Annotated in this window: 23 protein-coding genes; 14 read left to right on the top strand and 9 right to left on the bottom strand. The window is 65.7% G+C overall.

What is annotated here, in order from left to right; genetic code table 11:
• Positions 1 to 80 precede the first annotated feature (80 nt).
• Positions 81 to 740 carry a DNA-3-methyladenine glycosylase gene (locus C9F12_RS01515; protein WP_108447731.1) on the bottom strand — a complete coding sequence of 220 codons (660 nt, stop codon included), beginning with the start codon at positions 738 to 740 and terminating at the stop codon, positions 81 to 83.
• 558 nt (positions 741 to 1,298) lie between these two features.
• On the opposite strand from C9F12_RS01515, the gene C9F12_RS01510 reads away from it, so the two are divergent.
• On the top strand, positions 1,299 to 2,597 hold the full coding sequence (locus tag C9F12_RS01510) for a sodium:proton antiporter (RefSeq protein WP_045994275.1): 1,299 nt from the start codon (positions 1,299 to 1,301) through the stop codon (positions 2,595 to 2,597).
• A gap of 163 nt (positions 2,598 to 2,760) precedes the next feature.
• Here C9F12_RS01510 and C9F12_RS01505 read toward each other — a convergent pair whose 3' ends face one another.
• Positions 2,761 to 3,969 (bottom strand): methyltransferase, encoded by a 1,209-nt coding sequence (locus C9F12_RS01505; protein ID WP_108447730.1) that lies wholly within the window; start codon positions 3,967 to 3,969, stop codon positions 2,761 to 2,763.
• 319 nt (positions 3,970 to 4,288) lie between these two features.
• On the opposite strand from C9F12_RS01505, the gene C9F12_RS01500 reads away from it, so the two are divergent.
• Positions 4,289 to 5,554 (top strand): ChaN family lipoprotein, encoded by a 1,266-nt coding sequence (locus C9F12_RS01500; RefSeq protein WP_162816359.1) that lies wholly within the window; start codon positions 4,289 to 4,291, stop codon positions 5,552 to 5,554.
• Between the two features lie 11 nt (positions 5,555 to 5,565).
• Here C9F12_RS01500 and C9F12_RS01495 read toward each other — a convergent pair whose 3' ends face one another.
• Complete coding sequence (locus C9F12_RS01495; protein ID WP_240184127.1) at positions 5,566 to 6,102, bottom strand: DUF523 domain-containing protein; 537 nt, start codon at positions 6,100 to 6,102, stop codon at positions 5,566 to 5,568.
• A gap of 125 nt (positions 6,103 to 6,227) precedes the next feature.
• Positions 6,228 to 6,839, bottom strand: a complete 612-nt coding sequence (locus C9F12_RS01490) for an HdeD family acid-resistance protein (protein WP_108447727.1) — start codon at positions 6,837 to 6,839, stop codon at positions 6,228 to 6,230.
• Positions 6,840 to 7,005: 166 nt separating this feature from the next.
• Here C9F12_RS01490 and C9F12_RS01485 point away from each other — a divergent pair, with 166 nt between their 5' ends.
• Positions 7,006 to 7,284, top strand: coding sequence for a peptidylprolyl isomerase (locus tag C9F12_RS01485; protein ID WP_045994272.1), 279 nt, complete (start codon positions 7,006 to 7,008; stop codon positions 7,282 to 7,284).
• Between the two features lie 178 nt (positions 7,285 to 7,462).
• Here the strand turns inward: C9F12_RS01485 and C9F12_RS01480 are convergent, their stop codons facing one another.
• Positions 7,463 to 7,915: a cupin domain-containing protein gene (locus tag C9F12_RS01480; protein ID WP_108447726.1), complete on the bottom strand. Its 453-nt coding sequence runs from the start codon at positions 7,913 to 7,915 to the stop codon at positions 7,463 to 7,465.
• A 355-nt stretch (positions 7,916 to 8,270) separates the two neighbouring features.
• Between C9F12_RS01480 and C9F12_RS01475 the strand changes: the two genes are divergently transcribed.
• The 4 genes from C9F12_RS01475 to C9F12_RS01460 all read left to right on the top strand — a co-directional run bounded on the left by C9F12_RS01475 (position 8,271) and on the right by C9F12_RS01460 (position 11,879).
• Positions 8,271 to 8,816 carry a cytochrome b gene (locus tag C9F12_RS01475; RefSeq protein WP_108447725.1) on the top strand — a complete coding sequence of 182 codons (546 nt, stop codon included), beginning with the start codon at positions 8,271 to 8,273 and terminating at the stop codon, positions 8,814 to 8,816.
• A gap of 166 nt (positions 8,817 to 8,982) precedes the next feature.
• Positions 8,983 to 9,915, top strand: coding sequence for an ABC transporter ATP-binding protein (locus tag C9F12_RS01470; RefSeq protein WP_108132730.1), 933 nt, complete (start codon positions 8,983 to 8,985; stop codon positions 9,913 to 9,915).
• Entirely contained in the window at positions 9,912 to 10,673 is a 762-nt protein-coding gene (locus tag C9F12_RS01465; protein WP_108132729.1) for an ABC transporter permease, read from the top strand. Before C9F12_RS01470 ends, C9F12_RS01465 begins: the two co-directional genes overlap by 4 nt.
• Before the next feature lie 72 nt (positions 10,674 to 10,745).
• Complete coding sequence (locus C9F12_RS01460) at positions 10,746 to 11,879, top strand: nucleoid-associated protein (protein WP_108447724.1); 1,134 nt, start codon at positions 10,746 to 10,748, stop codon at positions 11,877 to 11,879.
• A gap of 1 nt (position 11,880) precedes the next feature.
• Here the strand turns inward: C9F12_RS01460 and C9F12_RS01455 are convergent, their stop codons facing one another.
• Together C9F12_RS01455 and C9F12_RS01450 are read right to left on the bottom strand one after the other, a co-directional pair.
• Positions 11,881 to 12,678, bottom strand: coding sequence for a metallophosphoesterase (locus tag C9F12_RS01455; RefSeq protein ID WP_108447723.1), 798 nt, complete (start codon positions 12,676 to 12,678; stop codon positions 11,881 to 11,883).
• A 22-nt stretch (positions 12,679 to 12,700) separates the two neighbouring features.
• A complete protein-coding gene (locus C9F12_RS01450) occupies positions 12,701 to 13,417 on the bottom strand; it encodes a LysE family translocator (protein ID WP_345840252.1) in 717 nt (238 codons plus the stop codon).
• A 161-nt stretch (positions 13,418 to 13,578) separates the two neighbouring features.
• Here C9F12_RS01450 and C9F12_RS01445 point away from each other — a divergent pair, with 161 nt between their 5' ends.
• From C9F12_RS01445 to C9F12_RS01420, 6 genes are all read left to right on the top strand, one after another.
• Positions 13,579 to 14,496, top strand: a complete 918-nt coding sequence (locus C9F12_RS01445) for an NAD(P)-dependent oxidoreductase (protein ID WP_108447721.1) — start codon at positions 13,579 to 13,581, stop codon at positions 14,494 to 14,496.
• 85 nt (positions 14,497 to 14,581) lie between these two features.
• Complete coding sequence (locus tag C9F12_RS01440; protein WP_108132724.1) at positions 14,582 to 15,427, top strand: MoxR family ATPase; 846 nt, start codon at positions 14,582 to 14,584, stop codon at positions 15,425 to 15,427.
• Complete coding sequence (locus C9F12_RS01435; RefSeq protein WP_108447720.1) at positions 15,427 to 16,605, top strand: VWA domain-containing protein; 1,179 nt, start codon at positions 15,427 to 15,429, stop codon at positions 16,603 to 16,605. Before C9F12_RS01440 ends, C9F12_RS01435 begins: the two co-directional genes overlap by 1 nt.
• 157 nt (positions 16,606 to 16,762) lie before the next feature.
• Entirely contained in the window at positions 16,763 to 17,395 is a 633-nt protein-coding gene (locus C9F12_RS01430; RefSeq protein ID WP_108447719.1) for a hypothetical protein, read from the top strand.
• On the top strand, positions 17,392 to 18,198 hold the full coding sequence (locus C9F12_RS01425; protein ID WP_108447718.1) for a DUF3307 domain-containing protein: 807 nt from the start codon (positions 17,392 to 17,394) through the stop codon (positions 18,196 to 18,198). Before C9F12_RS01430 ends, C9F12_RS01425 begins: the two co-directional genes overlap by 4 nt.
• Before the next feature lie 20 nt (positions 18,199 to 18,218).
• Positions 18,219 to 19,265: an N-acetylmuramoyl-L-alanine amidase gene (locus tag C9F12_RS01420; protein ID WP_108447717.1), complete on the top strand. Its 1,047-nt coding sequence runs from the start codon at positions 18,219 to 18,221 to the stop codon at positions 19,263 to 19,265.
• Positions 19,266 to 19,284: 19 nt separating this feature from the next.
• Here C9F12_RS01420 and C9F12_RS01415 read toward each other — a convergent pair whose 3' ends face one another.
• Positions 19,285 to 19,878: a helix-turn-helix domain-containing protein gene (locus tag C9F12_RS01415; RefSeq protein ID WP_045994260.1), complete on the bottom strand. Its 594-nt coding sequence runs from the start codon at positions 19,876 to 19,878 to the stop codon at positions 19,285 to 19,287.
• A 278-nt stretch (positions 19,879 to 20,156) separates the two neighbouring features.
• On the opposite strand from C9F12_RS01415, the gene C9F12_RS01410 reads away from it, so the two are divergent.
• Positions 20,157 to 21,368: a benzoate/H(+) symporter BenE family transporter gene (locus C9F12_RS01410; RefSeq protein ID WP_240184126.1), complete on the top strand. Its 1,212-nt coding sequence runs from the start codon at positions 20,157 to 20,159 to the stop codon at positions 21,366 to 21,368.
• 134 nt (positions 21,369 to 21,502) lie between these two features.
• Here C9F12_RS01410 and C9F12_RS01405 read toward each other — a convergent pair whose 3' ends face one another.
• Positions 21,503 to 21,973 carry a hypothetical protein gene (locus C9F12_RS01405; RefSeq protein ID WP_240184125.1) on the bottom strand — a complete coding sequence of 157 codons (471 nt, stop codon included), beginning with the start codon at positions 21,971 to 21,973 and terminating at the stop codon, positions 21,503 to 21,505.
• Positions 21,974 to 22,203 lie beyond the last annotated feature (230 nt).

Below are 22,203 nucleotides of genomic sequence, written 5' to 3'. Positions count from 1 at the left end.
CGAACCCTGCATGACTGTCGCCGGTCATCCTCGCTGCTGCTTCTGCTCCTTCCTTGCCTTCTCGGCTTGCCTGGCCCGGTTCAGGACTTCGCCAGGCGTCGGTAATCCGGTTGTTCGTTGCAGCGCCACAGGTACCAGGACGCCACCGAGCGCCAGGGCCTGCAGGGTTCGCACAGCTCGCGGGTCTCCCTTGGCGTCGGCATGCGTTCCCAGCCGAACAGGTAGCGCGCGCCGTCGCGGATGCCCAAGTCATCCACCGGCAGGATATCGGGACGTCCAAGGGTGTTGATCAGCATCATCTCGACGGTCCAGCGGCCGATACCCTTGATGGCGGTAAAACGCTTGATCAGCTCTTCGTCCTCCATCTCGGCGGCCTGTTCGCGGTTGGGGATTCGACCGTCCAGTGCCGCCTCGGCGAGGCCCTGGAGGGTCGCCTGCTTGCGTGCCGAGAAGCCACAGGCTCGGAGCTCCTCCGAGGAGAGCTGGGACAGTTGCCGGGGACTGGGGAAATCCTGCCCCGGGAACAGCGCCGTCAGACGGCCGACAATCGCCGCCGCCGCCTTGCCATGGAGCTGCTGATAGGCCACCGCCCTGGACAACGACTCGTAGGGGCTGCGATCGAGGGCGGTGGTCAGGCCGCAGTCCCCCACCCGATCGATCAGCCCCGCCCAACCGTCATCCAACTGGCGCAGATGGGCCTGGGCAGGACCCAGGTGTACGGCGATATCGTGTACTTGCATAGAGGTTCCTTGTCGTCAGGGCGCTCGCTTGAACCGAGCGACACACGCCTTTGGTTTCAGACCTTTGTCGTAGACAAGCCAGGCGCCTGTCAATCCTCGCCCACGCGCTTCAAAAAAAGCGACATCCGGGATGTACCCGCACCGCGACCCGCGTATACTTTGTTGCACTGCGAAACGCCGATATAGCCGACTCGCGTCTCACGCGTCGAAGGCCTTGATGCCTGGCTTCAGCGCCTTCGAGCATGACGCCGCAGATGCTGACCGCCGGGACATCCGTATCCAGCGCACAGGCGCTATTCGCAAGCCCAGTTTGCAAGACCTGTTCGCAAGCCCTATCCGCTCCCCCTGGCCCAACCGGCCAGGGCGTAGCACACCACGCTCAGGACCGAACTCCCGCGATGGACACGTCACAATCGCCTCCCCCGTCACACCAGCGCCTGACCTCCTCAGGCGATGCGACGGGCCGAGCCGATGTGCCTGCTGCTGCCCCCCTTTTCCGGCCTCGAGCCAGCGCTCGAGCCGACACGACTCAACCATCCTACCTAGAGGCCTCCCTCCATGTCGGTGTACGACACCCTTTGCCTGCTCGCCGCGATGGCGATGGTGATCTCCCTGATCAACGGCAAGATCGGAAAATTTCAGACCACCATCGCGATCACTGCTGGCGCTCTGATACTGTCGCTAGCCATCGTCATCGCCGGTCACGCGGGCTGGTTCGCCCTCGACGAAACCGCTAAAACCGCCATCAATCAGTTGAATTTCGAGGATTTCCTGCTGAAGGGCATCCTCGGATTTCTGCTGTTTGCCGGCGCGCTGGGGATCAAGCTCCCCCACCTGCGTGACCAGAAGTGGGAAATCGCCATCCTTGCCATGGGCAGCACCCTGTTCTCGACCTTCTTCATCGGCTACAGCCTGTGGCTGCTGGTGGGCTGGCTGGGTATCGACTTCGATCTGATCTACTGCCTGCTGTTCGGTGCCCTGATCTCTCCCACCGATCCCATCGCGGTGCTCGCCATCGTCAAGAAGATGAACGCACCCCGGCGCATCTCGACCCAGATCGAGGGCGAGTCGCTGTTCAACGACGGCTTCGGTCTGGTGCTCTTCGTCACCCTGTTCGCCGTCGCCTTCGGCGGCACCACCCCCACGGTGACCAGCGTCGGCCACCTGTTTCTGCAGGAGGCGCTCGGCGGCATCGTCTACGGCTTCGTGCTCGGTCAGCTGTTTCATCAGTTGATCCGTCACACCGACGACCACTCCATGGAATTGATGCTGACGCTGCTGGTGCCCACCACCGGCTACGTGTTCGCCGAGTTTCTCGAGGTCTCCGGGCCCCTGGCCATGGTGGTGGCCGGCATCATCATCGGCAACCGTACCCGTCGCAAGGGCTTCTCCGAGGAATCCCGGCAGCATCTCGACCACTTCTGGGAGCTGGTCGACGAGTTCCTCAATGGCGTGCTGTTCCTGCTGATCGGCATGACCATGCTGTCGTTCAGCTTCCACCCGGAGGACTGGGTGCTGATGATCGCCGCCGTGCCGCTGGTGCTGCTGTCGCGCTATCTGAGCGTGCGCCTGGCCTACCTGGGCTTCCGGCGCTTTCGTCGCTACAACCCCTACTCGGTGCGCATCCTGACCTGGGGCGGACTGCGGGGTGGTCTGGCGCTGGCCATGGCGATGTCGATTCCGTCGGGGATCACCGTGATTCCCGAAAAGAACATCGACGTGCGCGAGATCATCCTGGTAATGACCTACTCGGTGGTGGTGTTCTCGATCCTGATCCAGGGATCCAGCATCACCCCCTTGATCAAGCGCGCCAAGGTCTGGGAAACCGAGCAATTCAGGCGTAGCAAGCGCAGTTGATCCGGCGTGCGGCGCCAGCCGAGCTATCCCCTCCCTTGAAGAAAACACGGCCCCGGACAGTTCAAGTGTCCGGGGCCGTCTCGTCTCGACCACCACGGCAGCGCCAGTACCCGGGTTTTCCGCGCTTGCGGGAACGTCGTGACCGGCTGGTGATCACGCGGCCTTACGTCGGTTGCGCCACCAGGGCAAGATTACGCGGGGTCAGCGCGCGCGGGCAGAACTGGCTCAGACTGACCTCGAACCCGGCCTCCTCAAGCCACAGGGCCCGGTCCAGCACCAGCCACACCTCCAGCGGCCGGCGAAACAGATGGCGCACCAGCTCGAGTCGATTGACCCGCTGCAGACACGCTTCGCCACGACGTCGATAGGCGTCCCAGTCGATCCCGTCGGGCACTGTCAGTCCCTTCTCCCGGGCGGCCCAACGACAGAAGTCCTCGAAGCGCTCCGGCATCCTGCCGTAGGCCAGACTCGGCACCGCCAGATAGTCGTCGACTCCGCGCAGCCGGCGCTGAAGAGCATCGAAACCCAGTCGCCAGGCGTTCGCCTGTTCACGCTTGCGTCGCTCTCCCTGGCTGGCGGTCACGGTCTCCTGCACCGACAGCGCCAGCGCCTCTCGGTCCAGCGACAGACCATGGCGCTCTGCCTGTTGCTGCGCCTGACGCGACAGGGGGCGATAGATCTTGTCACGGGTACGCTGGTAGCAGCAGGGAGCCAGACTGATCGCCACCTTCTGTTCACGTGCCAGCTCCAGCAGGCGCACGTGAAGATCGCCACAGGCATGCAGCGCCACCACCCGATCGGCGTCACCGAGGTGTCGGCTCACGCTGGGCGCCATCACGTCCTGCTCGACCAGCGTCACCTCCAGTCCCTGCCGCTCGGCCAGCGCCTGGCCGCTTTCGCACAGCGCCGGTTGCCACTCCAGCGCGCAAATGGAGCCGTCGTGGCGGCGCGCCAGCAGACGCGAAAGATGTCCCTTGCCGGCACACCACTCGACAAGCGCTTGCCCCTGGCCGATCGCCACCTGGGGCGCAAAGGCCAGCATCTGCTGCCACTTGCGACCTCCCACGTGGGCCGCCCACGCCTCGGGCGCCTGGATCGGCGGCGCTCCATCGGGAACCCTGACCAAGTGCGCCAGTTCATCCACCGGTAGCCAGGCGGCCAGCGGCGAGGCATCGAAGGGGCGTTGCTGCAAGCGCTGGCACCGAGCGTCATCCAGCGCCTGCAGGCAGGCGGCGATATCGCCGGCGGGCGCCCGCTCGGGCCAGGGAGCCCCGGCATGGGTAAAGGGCGCCGGCGACCAGAGCCAGTGCCAGTCGGCGAGCAACCGAGTCAACGCCTCGAGGCGCTCGGCGTGGGGCAAGGGAGTGTTCATGCAGTCGCGAAGATCATGGTGGCTAAAGGTGGGTGTTGGGCGATGGACAGTGGACGGCGTGCGTCATGGTACCAGCAGGGCGCAGGCGGGACATCGATCAAGCGATGGGCAGGCCACACTGGATCGTCAGCGCCGGGGCGGCTAGCCTGAACCTTTTCGGCTCTCGCTTCGGTCTGGTTTCGGCTTCGTTCCGGTCCGAAGCTGCGCTGGTTCCGCTCTTGGTTCACTCTTGATACACGCTGGATTCACGCTGGCTCCGCTCATGCCCCTTCTGCGATTTCGACCGTCACACCACTGCTCTCTCCCGCGCCGATGGGCGATGCCGAGGCTGGCTACTCTGGCGATGCTGTTGGTGCTCGGCCTCGATGCCCAGGCATCCTGCACCAGCACTGCAACAGGCGCTGGCCTGGCGCCAGGCGACTGGGTCACGCCCGGCGACGCTCGCGTCCATACGGCGCCGGCGATGGGCTGGCCGATGCTTGCCCGCCAGCAGGTGGTCCTGCTGGGTGAACAGCACGATCGTCCCGACCACCATCGTTTCCAGCTGGCGAGCCTGGCCGCCCTGCACGCCCATCATCCGAATCTGGCCATTGGCCTTGAGATGCTGCCGAGGGAAAGCCAACCGGCACTGGACGCCTGGATCGCCGGTGACATCGATGAGGCCGCCCTGCTCGAGCAGAGCCAGTGGTACCGCTACTGGGGCTTCGACCCCGAGCTGTACCTGCCGGTGCTGCGCTTTGCCCGGGACCAGGCGCTGCCGCTGAAGGCACTGAACGTCACCCCTGAGCTGCGCCAACGGCTGGTCGAGGATGGCGTCTCCACACTGCCGCCGGCACAACGCCACGGCATTCCCGAACCCGTACCGGCCATGCCGTCCTACCGTGAACGGCTCGAGGCGAGTCTCGAGGAACACGCCCTGGAACTTGCTGGCGAAGGCTTTGGCGAGGGCTTCGACGACGACATGATCGACGGCTTCGTCTACGCCCAGCAGGTGTGGGACATGGCCATGGCCCAGGGGCTCGCCGCCCTGGTCGAAGATGGCCACCTGGCGGTGGGCCTGGTGGGAATGGGTCACGCCAGCCACGGCGAGGGAATCGAGGCACAGCTTAAGAGCCTGGGTATCGCCGATGTCGCGAGCCTCTTGCCGCTGTCTGCCGACGACGCCTGCGAGGCCGAAGCGGGACTTGCCGACGCCGTCTTTGTGGTACGCGAAGACAAGCAGAGCGAGGGGCCGCGACTCGGGGTAGGTGTCGAATCAAGCGAGGACCGACCGGGACTGGTGGTGACCGAGATGGTACCGAACAGTCCCGCCGAGGCTGCGGGGCTGCGCGTCGGCGACCGCATCCTGAACTTTGCCGGGCATGGCATCGCGCATCCCTACCAGCTCAAGGCACTGGTGCCTCGCGTACTGCCAGGCACCCAGGCCAGCATCACGGTGACGCGCGATCACCAGCGCCAGACGCTAACGGTGCGTTTCCCGATCGTGGAACCCGCTCTGGACGTCGAGCGAGGTGAAGGGACTCGACAGCACCAGCGACCCGCACTGCAACAAGAGCAGCAACAAGAGCAGGAGCCCCAAGAATAGCGCACCGGCGTTCAACGCCGCCGGTCGGTATCCAGCTCGACCAGACGGCGAGCCAATTCCTTTAGCTGATGCGGGGCGAAGACCTCGATGCCGGCATCGCGCAACAGCGCGGCGGTCACGCCTTCACCGGCGATCCTGCTGCCACTGAAGCGGCCATCGTACACCTGGGTGCTGCCACAGGACGGACTGGCGTCGGTCAACAGCGCCAACCGGCAGTGGTAGCGCCTGGCGGTCGCGAGCGCTCGCCTGGCGCCCGCCACAAAGGCCTCGGTGGGATCACCGCCGTCGATGTCGACGATCCTGAGTTCGCCTGCCAGCACCTGAGCGCCGCTGCCTCCTGCGATCTCCGCCGCGGGCCGCGGTGTGGGCAGGCCTCCCGCCACCTCGGGGCACACCGGCACCAGCCGTCCCTGGTCACGCCATTGGGCCAAACGCTCGTCGCCGAGCCACTTGTGCCCGGCGTCATATCGCACCGGATCCCCGAGCAGGCAGGCGCTGACCAGAATTCGCTCGCCCTCGAACATCCTTCGTCTCACTGCTTCCATCATGCTGGCACCGTCTCTCTGGCCCATCGACATTCTGACATTCGACCGCCCATGCTGCAGGTCCCGACCCTCGTCTGATCTCGCCACTGGCCTGCGTGGTAGCGACACGGACAGTGCCAGCACAACACTCACACGCTCTTCCCGGCCTGATCCGTCTCAGAATCGACGGCTGTCCTGCCCAGCGACCGCACCCGAAATGACAGCCACAGCAGCAAGGCGCCAAACAGTATCGCATAGAGCGCGATCAACCAGAGCATCGCCAGTGCGCCCGCTCCCGGGGTGGCAATCAGCACAACGCCAAACAATATCGAGGCCGCGCCGGCGAGACCCAGCAGCCACTCTCCTCGCATCTCGCGGCGCAGGCGTATGGCGGTCACGATCTGGGCGACACCGGTGATGATCGCCCAGATGGCGATGAACATCAGCAGCACCATGGCGGTGACCCCGGGTGCAACGAAGGTCACGATACCGATCGCGACACTCGAGAGCCCCCACAGCAGCAGCCACAACCAGTGGTCATTGTGGCGCCGTCCGGCCAGGGCGGTGACGATACCCAGCACCCCATCGACGATGGCGTAGCCCCCGAACAGCAGGATCAGTACCGCTATGGTCGCGCCCGGCTGAAACCACGCCAGCAGGCCGAACACGATGGCGGCTACGCCACGCAGCGCGAGCACCCACCAATGGCGGGCCAGCAGTCCTGCCAGGCGGGCGGGATCGGTCGTGTAGATAGCGGTCATGGCATCATTCCTGTGCGAGGTCGTCGAAAGGGGCATGGATACACCGCCGTTCAGCCTAGCCCAGACTGCAAGATTATGCCGTTTGCGCCATGATGCCCGCTGCGTCTCGGCGTGCTAAGCTCGCCGATCGCCACCTGCAACAGTTACCATTTTTCAGGAGTATTCCATGGTCCAGGCCACCGCCCGCCACATCCTCGTCGACAGCGAAGAAAAGTGCCAAACCCTCAAGACCGAGATCGAGAACGGTCGTGATTTCGCCGAGGTTGCCCGCGAGCACTCCTCCTGCCCGTCCGGCCGCCAGGGCGGAGACCTGGGTAGCTTCGGCCCCGGCCAGATGGTGCGTGAGTTCGACGAGGTCGTCTTCTCCGCCGACCTCAACAAGGTGCAGGGCCCGGTGAAGACCCAGTTTGGTTATCATCTGCTGGAAGTCACCAGCCGCGGCTAGGCTTGCCAGAAAGGCGCCTGCGCCTGGCGAGCTTTCAACCGAGCCTCAGGCTTGCCAGAGTAGCAACGACAACGCCGCGAGAGATCGCGGCGTTGTCGTGTCGGCGTGTCGAATAATCCGCAGGGCACGATCCGAGCGGGGCTATCAGAACGGGTCTATCAGAGCGCCCCTGACAGGGTCATTCCACCCGGGTCAGGGGTTCGCCACGGGTGTGGATCATCACCACGATCAGTTCCGCCGGTGTGTCGTCGCTGGCATTGACCAGCTTCACATGGCGCACGCCCTCGGGCTCTCGCCATTCGTCTCCGGCACCAAAGCGCTCTTCTTCCCCGCCGTCGAGCTGCGAGATCACCTCGCCGGTGGCCACCTTGACGTAGGCCGGCCCGGCATGGCGATGAGGCGGCAGGCTGGCGCCCGGGTCCAGGGTCACCAGCACCATGGTCGAAATCAGGTTCGAGTCATCGGACACCCACTTCTGCTGCATGATGTTCTGGGACACACTCGGCGTCACCTGCTCGGGTGCCTGCGCCGACGCTCGGGGTGCTACCGCGACCATCAGCGCCAGGCCGAGTCCCAGCAGCACCAGCGAACGCCAGGGCGACTGCGCCAGCGCCACTGCCCTGCTCGCCATTGGCTGACTTGCCAATGCACTGCTTGCCATAGCACCGCTTGCGATTGCTCTGCTTGCCATTGTTTCAGCCACATTTTTTTTATACGTCAGGGGGGACACTCGAGCCATGGATCGATCCTCTTGCCGAAGACGCCGTCGAATTGGGAATCCTTGAGTAGCGCTACGGCGGCCTTCCTTACACGAGTCTGTCCAACGCACATCGTCGAACACCGTGTTCCACGCGTGACTGCCGGTTCTTGCACAGTCTCTTGGGAGAATTCACCCGCCTGGTCCGCTGGGCTGGGTTAGCCTAGGCAAAAAAACAAGAACCAATGAACCGCGACGCTATCTGTTACCCGATGATGAGGACCCCCCTATGCCGATCACCGACACTCCCGACCGTTACGGCAGCATCAGCCGTTTCTTCCATTGGGCCATCGCCGCGCTGGTGCTGTGGCAGCTCGTTACCGCCAGCGCCAGGTTCCTGTTCGAGGACTCCTGGCTGGATGAACTGCTGTGGGGCAGCCACAAGCCCGTGGGATTGACGATTCTGGTACTGATGCTGCTACGCGTGAGCTGGGCGCTGATCAACCAGCGGCGTCGCCCGGCACGGGTCAACCTGGCGTCGCACCTTGGCCATGTCGCGCTCTATGGACTGCTGATTCTCATCCCCTCCATCGCGCTCCTTCGCCAGTACGGCTCCGGCCGCGCCTTCTCGCCTTTCGGCATCGAACTGATGGCCGGCTTCGAAGGAGACGAGATCGCCTGGATGGAGGCCCCTGCCAACCTGCTCCATGGCTGGCTGGGCTGGGCCCTGTTCGCCCTCGCCCTCGGCCATGTGGTAATGGCGGTGCTCCATCGCGTCAGCCGCCACAGTCCCGACGTGCTGCCGCGGATGACCAACGTCACCCCACGCGACTGAGACGCGCCGGTACGGCGCCCGACTGTGTGCAGATCAGAGCGGTCGCGCTAGGATGGGCGGGGTCAATCGATAAGGACGTCTCCATGCCTCGCCCGCATCCCTCAGCATCTCTATCCGCCCGGGTCGCACCCGGGCGGCCTGTACCTGCCGCCGAAGGGGCCCAGACATGAGCGCCCCGATCATCGACGTCAAGGGACTGACCAAGGTCTACAACGGCGGTTTCGAGGCGCTCAAAGGCATCGATCTGGAGATTCGTCGCGGCGAGATCTTCGCCCTGCTCGGACCCAACGGCGCCGGCAAGACCACCCTCATCAGTGTCATCTGCGGCCTGGTCAATCCGTCGTCCGGGCGTGTGCTGGTCGATGGCCATGACATCCTCGACGACTTCCGCGCCGCCCGCTCGCGCATCGGGCTGGTGCCCCAGGAGTTGACCAGCGAGGCTTTCTCCACCGTCTGGGATACCGTCTCCTTCAGCCGCGGCCTGTTCGGCAAGCCGAAGGACCCGGCGCATATCGAGAAGGTACTGCGCCAGCTGAGCCTGTGGGAGAAACGCAAGAATCGCCTGATCACCCTGTCCGGCGGCATGAAACGACGAGTACTGATCGCCAAGGCGCTGGCCCACGAGCCCCAGGTGCTGTTTCTCGACGAACCCACCGCCGGGGTCGACGTCGAACTGAGGCGCGACATGTGGGAGGTGGTACGTGGACTCAGGCAGAGCGGCGTCACCATCATCCTCACCACCCACTACATCGAAGAAGCCGAGGAAATGGCCGAGCGCATCGGCGTGATTCGCGCAGGCGAACTGGTGCTGGTCGAAGACAAGCAGACACTAATGGCGAGCCTGGGGCGCAAGGAGCTGACCCTGCACCTGCGCGAACCGCTCTCCCAGTTGCCCGAGGCGCTCGCCCACCGCAGCCTGACCCTGGCCGATGACGGCCACGCCCTGGTCTATCGCTACGATGGTGCCGACGACGGCGAAGGCGCCATCGCCGACCTGCTGGGCGAGGTCGACGCCGCCGGCATCACCTTCAAGGACCTGCACACCCGTCAGAGCTCGCTGGAAGAGATCTTCGTCAATCTGGTCAAGGAACGGACATGAACCTCACCTCGGTCAAGACGCTGTATCGGGCCGAAATGGCCCGCAGCCTGCGCACCATCCTGCAGAGCGTGGTCTCTCCGGTGCTGTCGACCTCGCTGTACTTCGTGGTGTTCGGCTCGGCCATCGGGTCACGCATCAGTGAGGTCGAGGGCATTCCCTACGGGGCCTTTATCGTGCCTGGCTTGATCATGCTGATGCTGCTGACCCAGAGCGTCTCCAACGCCTCTTTCGGGATCTTCTTTCCGCGCTTCTCCGGCTCCGTCTACGAAATCCTGTCGGCGCCGATCTCGCCGCTGGAGATCGTGCTGGGCTTTGTCGGCGCCGCTGCCACCAAGTCGATCGTCCTGGGGCTTATCGTGCTGGGTACCGCCAGCCTGTTTGTGCCCTTTACCATCGAGCATCCACTGATGATGCTGCTGTTTCTGGTGCTCACCGCCCTGACCTTCAGCCTGCTCGGCTTCATCATCGGTATCTGGGCCGACGGCTTCGAGAAGCTCCAGCTGGTGCCACTGCTGGTGATCACCCCGCTGACCTTCCTCGGCGGCACCTTCTACTCCATCGACATGCTGCCACCGCTATGGCAGACGGTGACCCTGTTCAATCCGGTGGTCTATCTGGTGTCGGGCTTTCGCTACAGCTTCTACGGGCTCGGTGACGTCAGCGTGTGGATCAGCCTGGGCATGATCCTGTTGTTCATGGCCGTGGCCCTGGTGGTGATCCACGCCATATTCAGAAGCGGCTATCGACTCAAGCCCTGAACAAGGGGACCCTTTCGACCCACCCTGTCGCTTGCGTTATCATCTGCCGCCGCCCCTTCCCACGAGGTCCCCATGCCGATATCCGCCTGTGTCATCCAGCGCCTCGACAAGAGCGCCAGCGACAGTCCGGCGACCCTTGTGCCCGCAAGCGAACTGCATCCCGACAGTGACGCCCTGGACAGCCTGGTCACCCGCCTGACCGATGCCTACCACGGCAAGGCCAAGCGCTGGGGACGGCTCAATGAGCATACTGTCGCGGTGAGCGAGGTAGAGCAGGACGCTGTGGGCGCCAGCGATGCCCCTGTTGACGAGACCCCGGCTGACGAGCCCCCGGCTGATGATACCCCGCCCTGGGACGACGCCGCGGCTGAATCCACCGGCCTGGTCGCCACGTCCAGCCGCTTCCCGGCCGAGTTCAAGGCCTACCTTCAGGACGAACGCGACCTGCAGACGCTCGCGGCGTCTCTGGGTGAAGCGATCAAGACACTGGTCGACGACCACCTGCCCACCGGTGGGCACCTGATCCTCGCCGACCAGCGCCAGGGCGAAACCCGTCACCTGTTTCTGGCGCTGGTGCACCATCGTGACGGCTTCGTCATCGGTGACGACGGCCGCGTCGCCATTACCGGTCAGGTCAACCACAGCCAGATGTCGCTGGCCTTTCGCCTCAACCTGACCCAATGGCAGGAAGGCGGCCCGTCGAGCCAGTACCTGTCACTGCTGGCCGACCGTGGTGCGCGCAAGCTGGCGGACGACCTGCAGGCGCTGCTCGGCGCCAGCGAAGGGGTCGACCCGAAGAGCGAGACCCGCACCCTGCTCAAGGCGTTCAGCGACTACGTGGAGCGCGAGGACATGGCCGAGGAGACCTCCCGCGAGAAGACCGACGCGCTGATCGACTACGCCCAGGATCAGGCCAGCCGTGGTGAGGCCATGACCCTGGACGAGCTGTCCGCGCTGGTGGACGACGACAAGCCGCGGGCCTTCTACGAGCACATCCGCAACGCCGACTACGGGCTGTCGCCGGAGATTCCGCCGGACAAGCGCACCCTGAACCAGTTCCGCCGCTTCACCGGCCGCGCCGAGGGCGTCTCGATCAGCTTCGACTCCCATCTGCTCGGCAACAGCATCGAGTACGACGAAGAGCGCGACCGGCTGATCATCAAGAAGCTGCCCAACAAGCTCAAGGAACAGCTCCAGGGCGGCTAGTTCAGGCCTGCCGGGATTCCGACGCCATGCTCTCGACCTCGACCACACGATCCAGGCGCAGGTCATCCTCCGGGCGCTCGCCGGGATAGCCGCCGGGCACGGCCACCACGCGGGTGTCCCCCACCGTCAGCATCACCGGGTCGTGGACATGGCCGTGGACCCACAGCGCCACGCCCTCCATCAACGCCCCGAGGCTCGAGGCGAAGGCCGGCGACAGCGGGTCGCCCTGATAGTGGGCGGGAATGCACTCGGCCAGGGGGGCGTGGTGGCTGACCACCACCGTGGCACCGTCAAACGGCCTGGCGAGCTCGGTCTCCAGCCAGGCCCGGTTCTCGCGGTGCAGCTCGACGCTGCGTTCCGGCGAGAAGACCTCACCTTCGGGTTCTTCGATGACCGCGAAGTCGGGCATCTGTCGCAGTGCCGCGGACAGCGTCTCGGTGGGAATGTCCGGCGGGTCGGGACGCTCATCGTAGAGCGCGAAGTCGGTCCACAGTGTCGTGCCCAGAAAGCGCACGCCGCCGAATTCCAGACTGGCATTGTCGAGCAGGTGAATGCCGAGCGCCTCGGCCCGTGTGGCCATCTCCCGGCGCAGGGCGCCCATGCGGTGCTCGTAGAATTCGTGATTGCCCGGCACGTAGATCACCGGCTGATCCGCAAAGCGCCTGGCCGCCCACTCGAGCCCCTTGAGCCCAAGGTGGATGTCCCCGGCAAGGATGACCGCGTCGGCCTCGATCTCCGGTAGCTCACGATCTCCGTCGAAGTGTTCCAGGTGCAGGTCGGACAGTATTCTCAGGCGCATGGTGTCGCCTCCCGGTTCCCGGCTAGAGGTTACGCTCGGTCAGGGCAAGCCTCGCGCCCAATCCCACGAACAAGGCGCCCAGCCCTCGTTCACACCATAGCCCAAGCCTGCGACTGCCGCGCAGGGCCTTGGCCAGCCTGGCCCCGGCGATCACCAGCGGAGGCTCGACCACGGCCGCCACCAGGATGATGGCCAGCCCGTGCAGCGCCAGCTGCACGCTGACCGGCCCCGCCCCGGCCACCACGAACTGGGGCAGGAAGGCCAGAAAGAAGATGGCAACCTTGGGGTTGAGCAGCGAGATAAGGATGCCCTGGCGGTAGATGCGGGTGCCGCTGGCAGGCACGACAGGCGCTGCGGCGTCGTCCTCTGTCCCCCGCGCCAGCAGCGACTTGAGCCCCAGCCACACCAGATAGGCGGCACCCAGCCACTTCACCAGACTGAAGGCCAGCGCCGAGGTGGCGAGGATCGCCGACAGACCCAGCGCCGCCATGACAACGTGAAGCCCCGCCCCGGTCCACACCCCGAACATGGCGGCAAAACCGCCACGGCGGCCGTGACGCGCGGTCTGCCCCAGCACAAAGGCCATGTCCGGCCCCGGGGAAAGGTTGAGCAGCAGCGCCGCCGACAGAAACGTGACCCAGTGGGCCAGGGAGTACTCGAGCATCGCGGTCTTGGCCTGGATAGAGATAGAGGTGGAGTATCGAATAAAGGAACACGCCAGACGCCCCGATGGGGGCATGGGGTGAATCCCCAGACTAGGTCGCGCGTCCGGGCGCGTCCACACTATCAGTTGAGGGAGCACGACCGACTGACGCATGCTAGACGCTTCCCCCCACTCACGCCCCCTGGCACTGGCCAACCGGGGTGTCACGACCACCCGCCCCTGCACAGGAGTTCGTCATGCCGCTTCCCCGCTCGACCACATCATCTGCGCTGCCTCGCCTCGGCTTTATCGGTATCGGCCTGATGGGCGATCCACTCAGCCGCCGGCTGGCCGAGGCCGGGCATCCGTTGACACTGTATAACCGCACCCGGGCCAAGGCCGAGGCGGTGGCCGCCGACACCGGTGCTCGGGTGGCCGACAGCGTCGCCGAGCTGACCGCGGAGGTGGACGTGATCCTGAGCTGCGTGGCCAATACCGAGGTGCTGCGCGAGGTGATGCTCGGCAGCGACGGCGTCATCGCCCGGGCGCGACCGGGGCAGCGCATCATCGACATGACCAGCGCCGACCCCGCCGCCACTCGGGAGCTGGCCCAGGCCGCCAGTGAGGCGGGCGTCAGCTGGGTAGATGCGCCGGTCTCCGGCGGCGTGGCCGGCGCCGAGGCAGGCAGCCTGGCGATCATGTGTGGTGGCGAAGCGGCGGACGTGGAGGCGGCCCGAGAGGTCCTCGCCCCGCTGGCCTCACGCATCACCCACATGGGCCCGGTGGGCTCGGGCCAGGTCACCAAGCTGTGCAATCAGCTACTGGTCGGCTGCACCACCGCAGCCATCGCCGAGATGGTGGCGCTGGCCGAGGCCAGCGGGGTCGACGCCAGTCGGCTGCCAGACGCCCTGGCCGGTGGCTTCGCCGACTCGACGCCCTTTCGCATGCTGACCCCGCGCATGGCCAGTCGCGACTTCGAGGCGCCGAGCTGGCACCTACGCACCCTGCTCAAGGACGTCGACATGGCCACCGCCCAGGGCCATCGTCAGTCCAGCGCCACGCCCATGGCGGCCCTGGCCGCCCAGCTGATGCGCAGCCGGCTCGCCCGCGGCGAGGGTGAAAAGGACCCGGCAACGCTGATTCGCCTATATCGAGACGACGACGCCCAGCACTGACGCCGAGGATTGTTCCGCCCACGGGGCTACCGTACACTCGTTTGAAATCACTTCGTTGCCACTTCGTTATTCAGGATCCTCGCCCATGGCGTTTGACTCGACTTCCACCTACGTCGCCACGGATGCCCTCAAGCAGGCCGTCAATGCCGCGGTAACGCTGAAGCGCCCGCTGTTGATCAAGGGTGAGCCGGGCACCGGCAAGACCTTGCTGGCCGAGGAGCTCGCCGCCTCGCTCGGCACCCGGCTGGTCACCTGGCACATCAAGTCCACCACCAAGGCCGCCCAGGGGCTCTACGAGTACGACGCGGTCAGCCGCCTGCGCGACTCCCAGCTTGGCGTGGAAGGCGTCGACAACGTCGCCAACTACCTGCGTCCGGGCAAGCTGTGGGAAGCCTTCACCGCCGACGAACGGGTGGTGCTGTTGATCGACGAGATCGACAAGGCCGACATCGAGTTCCCCAACGACCTGCTGCAGGAACTCGATCGCATGGAGTTCTTCGTCTACGAGACCGGAGAGACCATTCGCGCCCGTCACCGGCCCATCGTGGTGATCACCTCCAACAACGAGAAGGAGCTGCCCGACGCCTTCCTGCGCCGCTGCTTTTTCCACTACATCGAGTTTCCCGACCGCGCCACCATGGAGCGCATCGTCGCTGTGCACTTCCCGGATATCGCGCCGCGACTGGTCAGCCAGGCGCTGGAGGTGTTCTTCGAGCTGCGCGAGGCGCCGGGGCTCAAGAAGCGCCCGTCGACCTCGGAACTGGTCGACTGGCTGAAGCTTTTGATGGCCGACGAGGTCGCCCGCGAGGCCCTGAGCCAGCGTGATCCGGCCAAGAGCCTGCCGCCGCTGGCCGGCGCCCTGGTCAAGAACGAGCAGGACACCGCTCTGCTGGAGCGCCTCGCCTTCATGGTGCGGCGTCAGGGTCGCTGATGTTTCTCGATCTATTCGACACCCTGCGCCGCCACCAGGTGCCGGTCTCGCTGCGCGAGCTGCTGGATCTGCACGCCGCCGTCGAGGCCGGCGTAGTATTCGCCGATATCGACGACTTCTACCGGCTGGCGCGTACCGTGATGGTCAAGGACGAGCGCCATTTCGACCGTTTCGATCGCGCCTTTGCCGCCTGGATGGGGTCGGTGGAAGGCCTCGATGCGGCCATCGATGCGTTGATCCCGGACGACTGGCTACGCCGTGAATTCGAGCGTCAGCTCAGCGACGAGGAGAAGGCGCAGATCCAGTCGCTGGGTGGGCTCGAGAAGCTGATCGAGACCTTCAAGCAACGCCTGGCCGAGCAGAAGGAGCGCCACGCCGGCGGCAGCAAGTGGATCGGCACCGGCGGCACCAGCCCCTTCGGCGCCTACGGCTACAATCCCGAGGGCGTACGCATCGGCCAGGATGGCTCACGCCATCGGCGTGCGGTCAAGGTCTGGGACGAGCGGCGCTTTCGCGACTACGACGACGACCAGGCGCTGGGGCCGCGCAACATCAAGATGGCGCTGCGTCGCCTGCGTCGCTTCGCCCGCCAGGGGGCGCTCGAGGAATTCGACATCGACGCCACCATCCGCGATACCGCACGGGACGCCGGCCTGCTCAACCTGCGCATGCGCCCGCCGCGTCACAACGCGGTCAAGGTGCTGCTGTTCCTCGACGTAGGCGGGTCCATGGACGACCACATCCGCGTCTGCGAGGAGCTGTTCTCGGCGGCGCGCTCCGAGTTCAAGCACCTGGAGCACTTCTACTTCCACAACTGCCTCTACGAGGGCGTCTGGCGCAACAACGCCCGACGCCACAAGGAGCGCTTCTCGACCTGGGAATTGATGCGCACCTACGGTGCCGACTATCAGGTGGTGGTGGTCGGCGATGCGTCGATGTCGCCCTACGAGATCACCCACCCCGGCGGCAGCGTGGAGCACTTCAACGAGGAACCGGGCGGGGTCTGGCTCAGGCGCCTGGCCGAGCGCTACCCGCGGCTGGTCTGGCTCAACCCCAACCCGCCACGCTATTGGGAGTACACTCCTTCGACCCGGCTGATTCGCGAGCTGATCCACGACCGCATGTATCCCATGACGCTGGAGGGACTGGATGAAGCGATGCGCGAACTGGCGCGCTGACCATGGTGTTGCTGGGGGACCGGACAGTTGGCACCACCTAGCCGTCGCCCGCAATAACCACATCAGGCAATTTCGTGAGAAAATAGCCGAAAAGAGCTATAAATAGGCGTAATAGGTCTCTAGCGCTATCCGCGCTCACCACGGAGCCATCCGCGTCATGTCCGATCCCATCATCGCTGTACTCACCGGCGACCTGATTGCCTCTCGTCAACGTGATCGCGAGGCCCTCTACCGCTGCCTCGATGACACCCTCGGGGCCCTGGCCAGACGCCACAACGGCGACTTCCACCGCTTTCGTGGCGATGGCTTCCAACTGGCCATCCGCCAGGGCGACCGGGGCCTTGAGGCGGCGGTGGCATTGCGCGCCAGCCTGATCGGCCAGAGTCCAGCCCACGAACGCTGGGACGCTCGTGTCGCCGTCGCCCGGGGCCCGGCGGACTGGGCCCCAGGCGCCCCCCTGGCCGACGCCGATGATCCCCCCTTCATGGCCTCAGGGCAGGCCCTGGACGGTCTGTCCGCCAATGGCGCTCACCTTGGCTTCGCCCCGTCCGGGACCACCGCCGAGTCGCTGCTGATACGCTATCTCGACGAGATGATCGACGCCTGGTCCAGCCCCTCCGCTCAGGTGGTGGCCCTCAGCCTGGCCGAGCCCGAGCTGACCCAGGCCGAGATGGCCGGCCGACTGGGCATCCGCCAGCCCAGTGTCCACAAGCGCCTGAAAACCGCCCGTTGGGCACTGCTGAGCGATACTCTGGCCTGTCTGGCGTCGGCGGCGCAGGAGCGCACATGAACACTCTGGTCCTGGATCTCGCACCAGCGTCATCGTCGTCGCTGTCGCTTCTACTGGCCCTGCTGCTGGCGCACCTGCTTGGCGACTTCGTGCTGCAACCGGACCGCTGGGTAGCGGATAGACAGGCCCGCGGCATACGCAGTCCCAGTCTGGCACTGCATGCTCTGGTGCATGCTGCCCTTGCCTGGCTTGTGCTGTGCGCCTTGCGGTCTGTCGCCGGTATCGACGACGGCATCGACGCCACCTTGGCGGCCATGATGCTGGGGCTCGCCCACTGGACGATCGATGCCGCCAAGGCCGAGGCAACGCGACGCTGGCCCACCCGGCAACTTGGCCTGTTCATGCTCGACCAGGGCCTGCACGGCGCGACCATCGTGGTGGTGTGGCTGTGGCTCGTCGGTAGCCTGTCGCCACTGACAGCGATGCTTGCACACCTGAGTACACCGTCCTCGCTGCTCCTGCTGCTCGCCTATCTGCTGGTCACCCGGCCCATGGCGGTCGCCATCGCCCTGGCCATGGCCCCCCTGGCTCGACAACTCAAGGCACCCGGTACGCTGGATCGGGCCGGCGCCCGCATCGGCATCCTCGAGCGCCTGCTGGTACTGACCCTGACCCTGCTCGACCAACTCACCGCCGTCGGCTTTCTGCTGGCGGCCAAGTCCGTGCTGCGTTTTGGTGACCTGAAGGAGAGCCGAGACCGCAAGTTGACCGAGTATGTGCTGCTGGGAACCCTGGCCAGCGTCACCAGCACCCTGGTGCTTGGCCTGCTGGTGCGACTGTGGCTTGGAGGCCAAAGCGGATGACAGAACGGATGCCAAAGTGCATGACCAGGTGGCTGACCGGGTGGCTGACCAGGAGGACAACGAAGTGGACAGGGAAAGACGCCACGGCCTTCGTGACTCCGCCGGGTCATCTCCGCGATCGACGCAGGCCAGCGCTGCTTGTAGGCACCCTGCTTGTTTCACTGATCGGGCTTGCCGGCTGCGACCTTGCCGGCGGCCTGGCCACCGAGGCGCTGATCCAGCGGGGCCCCGCCCTGGAGCCGCGCGACGGCTATGTGGTGGACCACCGCCACCCGGCTCGGGGCCACAATAGTCGCGTGCACTTCCTGATCCTGCACTACACCGACGAGAACCAGGCCGACTCACTGCGCGCCCTGACCGGACCCCGGGTATCGAGCCACTACCTGGTGCCGCTGCCCACACGACGCCTGCAGAATACCCCGGTGGTGTTCCAGCTCGTGCCCGAGAGCCGCCGTGCCTGGCACGCCGGCGCCAGCCGCTGGGGCAATCGCGTGGGGCTCAACGACACCTCCATCGGCATCGAGATCGTCAACCAGGGGCCCGATCGCCCCTGGGTCGGCAGCGAGCTAGATGCCCCCGAGGGCCCGGTGCGCTGGGCAAGCTACCCCGGTGACCAGCTCAACGCCTTGATTCCGCTGGCCCGGGATATCATCGAGCGTCACCGGATCGCCCCGGAGCACGTGCTGGCGCACTCCGACGTGGCACCGCTGCGCAAGCTCGACCCGGGGCCGGCCTTTCCCTGGCGCAAGCTTCACGAGGCCGGCATCGGCGCCTGGCCCGAGGCCCCGCGCGTCGCCCACTACCGCAGCCGCTTCGAGCGGGAACCACCGGCGTTGATCGAATGGCAGCGGGCGCTGGCCGCCTGGGGCTACGGGATCGAAGCCAGTGGCGTGTGGGATGACGCCAGTCGCGCCACCCTGCGGGCCTTCCAATTGCACTTTCGCCCGGCGAACTTCGATGGCCAGCCAGACGCCGACAGCGCGGCAAGGCTATGGGCCCTGCTCGAGCGCTATCGACCCGAGGCGCTGGAGCAATTGGAACAAGGAGCGCAACGGAAAGCACTCTGACGACGTGACGGGACGAGCTTCAACCGGAACCGTCGCTGGCGGCACCGGGTAGATAGTGGATCACATCGTGAAAGCGCAGCGTCCCCGGCCCCTCATTGCGCATCAGGTGGGGACGATCGGCGAAGAAGCGTAGCCCCTCCCCCGCCTTCAACAGATGCCAGTCGTCGTCGATGGCCAGCACCAGCTCGCCCTCCACCACCACCAGATGCTCCACCACCCCCGGCGCATGGGGACTGGAAGCGCTCTCGGCGCCTTCAGCCAGCTCGATCTCGAACATCTCGAAACCCAGCATGGGATCGTAGGGAAACAGCAGCTTGGCTCGCATGCCGGCGCTGTCCCTGCCCCATACCGAATCGTCGATGCTCACGCGCCGTTCTTCCAGGGGGCCGTCCATGGCCCGTGTCGGGCTCCCGAACAGCGACGAGAAGCTGACCCGAAAGCCGCTGGCGATGCGCCATAGCGTGGCGACGGTGGGACTCGACTCACCACGCTCGATCTGGCCGAGCATGGCCTTGCTGACGCCGGTTTCGCGAGCGGCACGCTCGAGACTCCAGCCCTGAGCCTGGCGCAGTCCCTTCAGGGTGGTGGCGATATGGTCGGCAATATCCTGCATGGCGGCCTCCAGAAAGGTCGGCCCAGTATACGCAAGGTTTACGCACCTGGCCCGCCGTCGCTTGCGGTCAGCACACCACACCTTACGCGCCACGACTCCTGCCTCTTGTTCCTCTTCTCTTGTTCCTCGTCTCTCGTCTCTTCTCTCTTCTCTCTTCTCACTTCTCTCACTTCAGCATGCTTGTGCGTTATAACGTCCACTGCTAGCCTTGGACGTTATAACGCACAAACTCCAATGTACCCGCTCCGCGGTTTCCCTGGCTTTTTCTGGACCGTCTCATGAAAGCTTCGCCAAGTTCACTGGCCGCCAAGGCTGGCCAGACGCATCGCCCGAAGATGCTCGACGACCTTCATCCCTCCACGCTGGCCGCCGGGTTCGCCGCGGTCTTGATCGGCTACGCCAGTTCCGCCGCGATCATCTTCCAGGCGGCCCAGGCCGCCGCTATCGATCAGGCCCAGATCGGCTCCTGGATGTGGGCCCTGGGCATCGGCATGGGTGTGACATCGCTGGGGCTGTCCTGGCGCTATCGCATGCCGCTGCTGACCGCCTGGTCGACGCCCGGGGCGGCGTTGCTGGTGACCCAGTTGCCCGGCGTGCCCTTCGACCAGGCCGTCGGTGCCTTCCTGCTGTCATCGCTGCTGATGCTCGCCGTCGCCGCCAGCGGCCTGGTCGAGCGCATCATGGCGGTGGTGCCGGCGTCGATCGCCTCGGCCATGCTGGCCGGCATCCTGTTGCCCTTCGTGCTGGAAGTCTTCACCACCGTGCAGACAGACCCCTGCCTGCCGCTGGCTCTGCTGGGTGTATGGATGCTGTGCCGCCGCCTGGCGCCACGCCTGGCCATCGTCACGGTCCTGGCCGCGGGGGTGGCGCTGTGCCTGGGCCGCGGCGACTTGAGTCTGGCGGGTGTTGCCGTGAGTCTGACCCGTCCTGCCTGGGTGACCCCGGCCTTCGATCCTGTGGTGTGCCTGGGTATCGGCATACCGCTGTTCGCGGTCACCCTGACCACCCAGAACCTGCCGGGGTTCGCCATGGTCAGAAGCGCGGGCTTTACGCCGCCGGTGGCGGCAAGCCTGGGGGCCACCGGCCTGGCGTCGCTGCTGATGGCACCCTTCGGTGGCCACGGCGTCAACATGGCGGCGATCAGCGCGGCCCCCTGCCTTGGCGAAGAGGCCCACCGCGAGCCTGGGCGACGCTACACCGCCGGCATTGCGGCGGGAATGGGCTATCTGCTGCTGGGCGCCCTGGGGGCGACGGTGGCGTCGTTGTTCGACGCCCTGCCCAGCGCCATGATCGCGGTGGTGGCGGGACTTGCGCTGATGGCCACCCTGGGCGGTGCGCTACGTACCGCCTTCAGCGACGGCGACAACCTGGACGCGGTGCTGGTCACCTTCGCCATCACCGCATCGCCATTGACCCTGGCGGGCATCGGCTCGGCCTTCTGGGGCCTGGTGGCGGGGCTGATCGTGCTGAGACTGCAGCGCAGGCGCTGAGTCGGGGGCGGTAGAGATTGCGGGAAGGATGCTGCGGGGGCGGCCGCTCAGGCGGCGATGGAAGAACCACAAGACAAGGGAAGAACCACAGGAGCAACCGCCGGGTGCTGTGGGCGCACCCGGCGTGATCGATCTCAGCCGTCCAGCGACACGCTGTCGGGCGAGGCACTGGCTGGCACGGCACGGCCAGCGTGGGTCGCCTCGTCACTGGCCATGCGCACCATGGCCAGGGCCTCATCCAGGCTCTCGACCTGCTCGACACGCACCAGCTCGTCGCTCAGCTTGACCTCGGTACCGACACGTTCGCTGACCAGCCGCTCGAGGCTCGCCAGATCACGCCCCTCGCCCATGGGCAGAGAATCGACGCTGGCGGAGCCCGTGCCCGGCAGGTAGATGGTGCCGTTGGAGAAGTCCACCGCGTAGGCGATCACCCCGGGCACGATAAAGAACAGCAGGCCGACGCCGTTGGCCACCGCCACCACCGGGTCGATGCGACCACTGATCTGCCCCTTGCGTTCGGGATGAAAGACGGTACCGCAGCCGACGAGCGAGGTCAGGGTGGTGGCAAGCACCAGGCCGGTAAGCAGACGGGGCGGACGCAGCATGAACAACTTCCTCTTGCAGTAATCTGGCATAAATGACGGAAAGCGGTGCCGACAACGACTCGACCGCTGCCCAGCATGATAAAACTCATGCGCATCCTACCACGTTCGCCACCCTTCGCTCCTTGTCGCCACCAACGGTGGCGGTTGCTTTTGCCGGCATGACGCCTTCCCCGTACAATGCACGTCACTTTCATGGCCGGATGCGAGTCGCCGAGGATGCCCCTCGACGG

The sequence above is a fragment of the Halomonas sp. BN3-1 genome, from assembly GCF_003056325.1.
Taxonomy (GTDB): domain Bacteria; phylum Pseudomonadota; class Gammaproteobacteria; order Pseudomonadales; family Halomonadaceae; genus Halomonas; species Halomonas litopenaei.
This window is presented reverse-complemented; position numbering and strand designations above follow the sequence as displayed.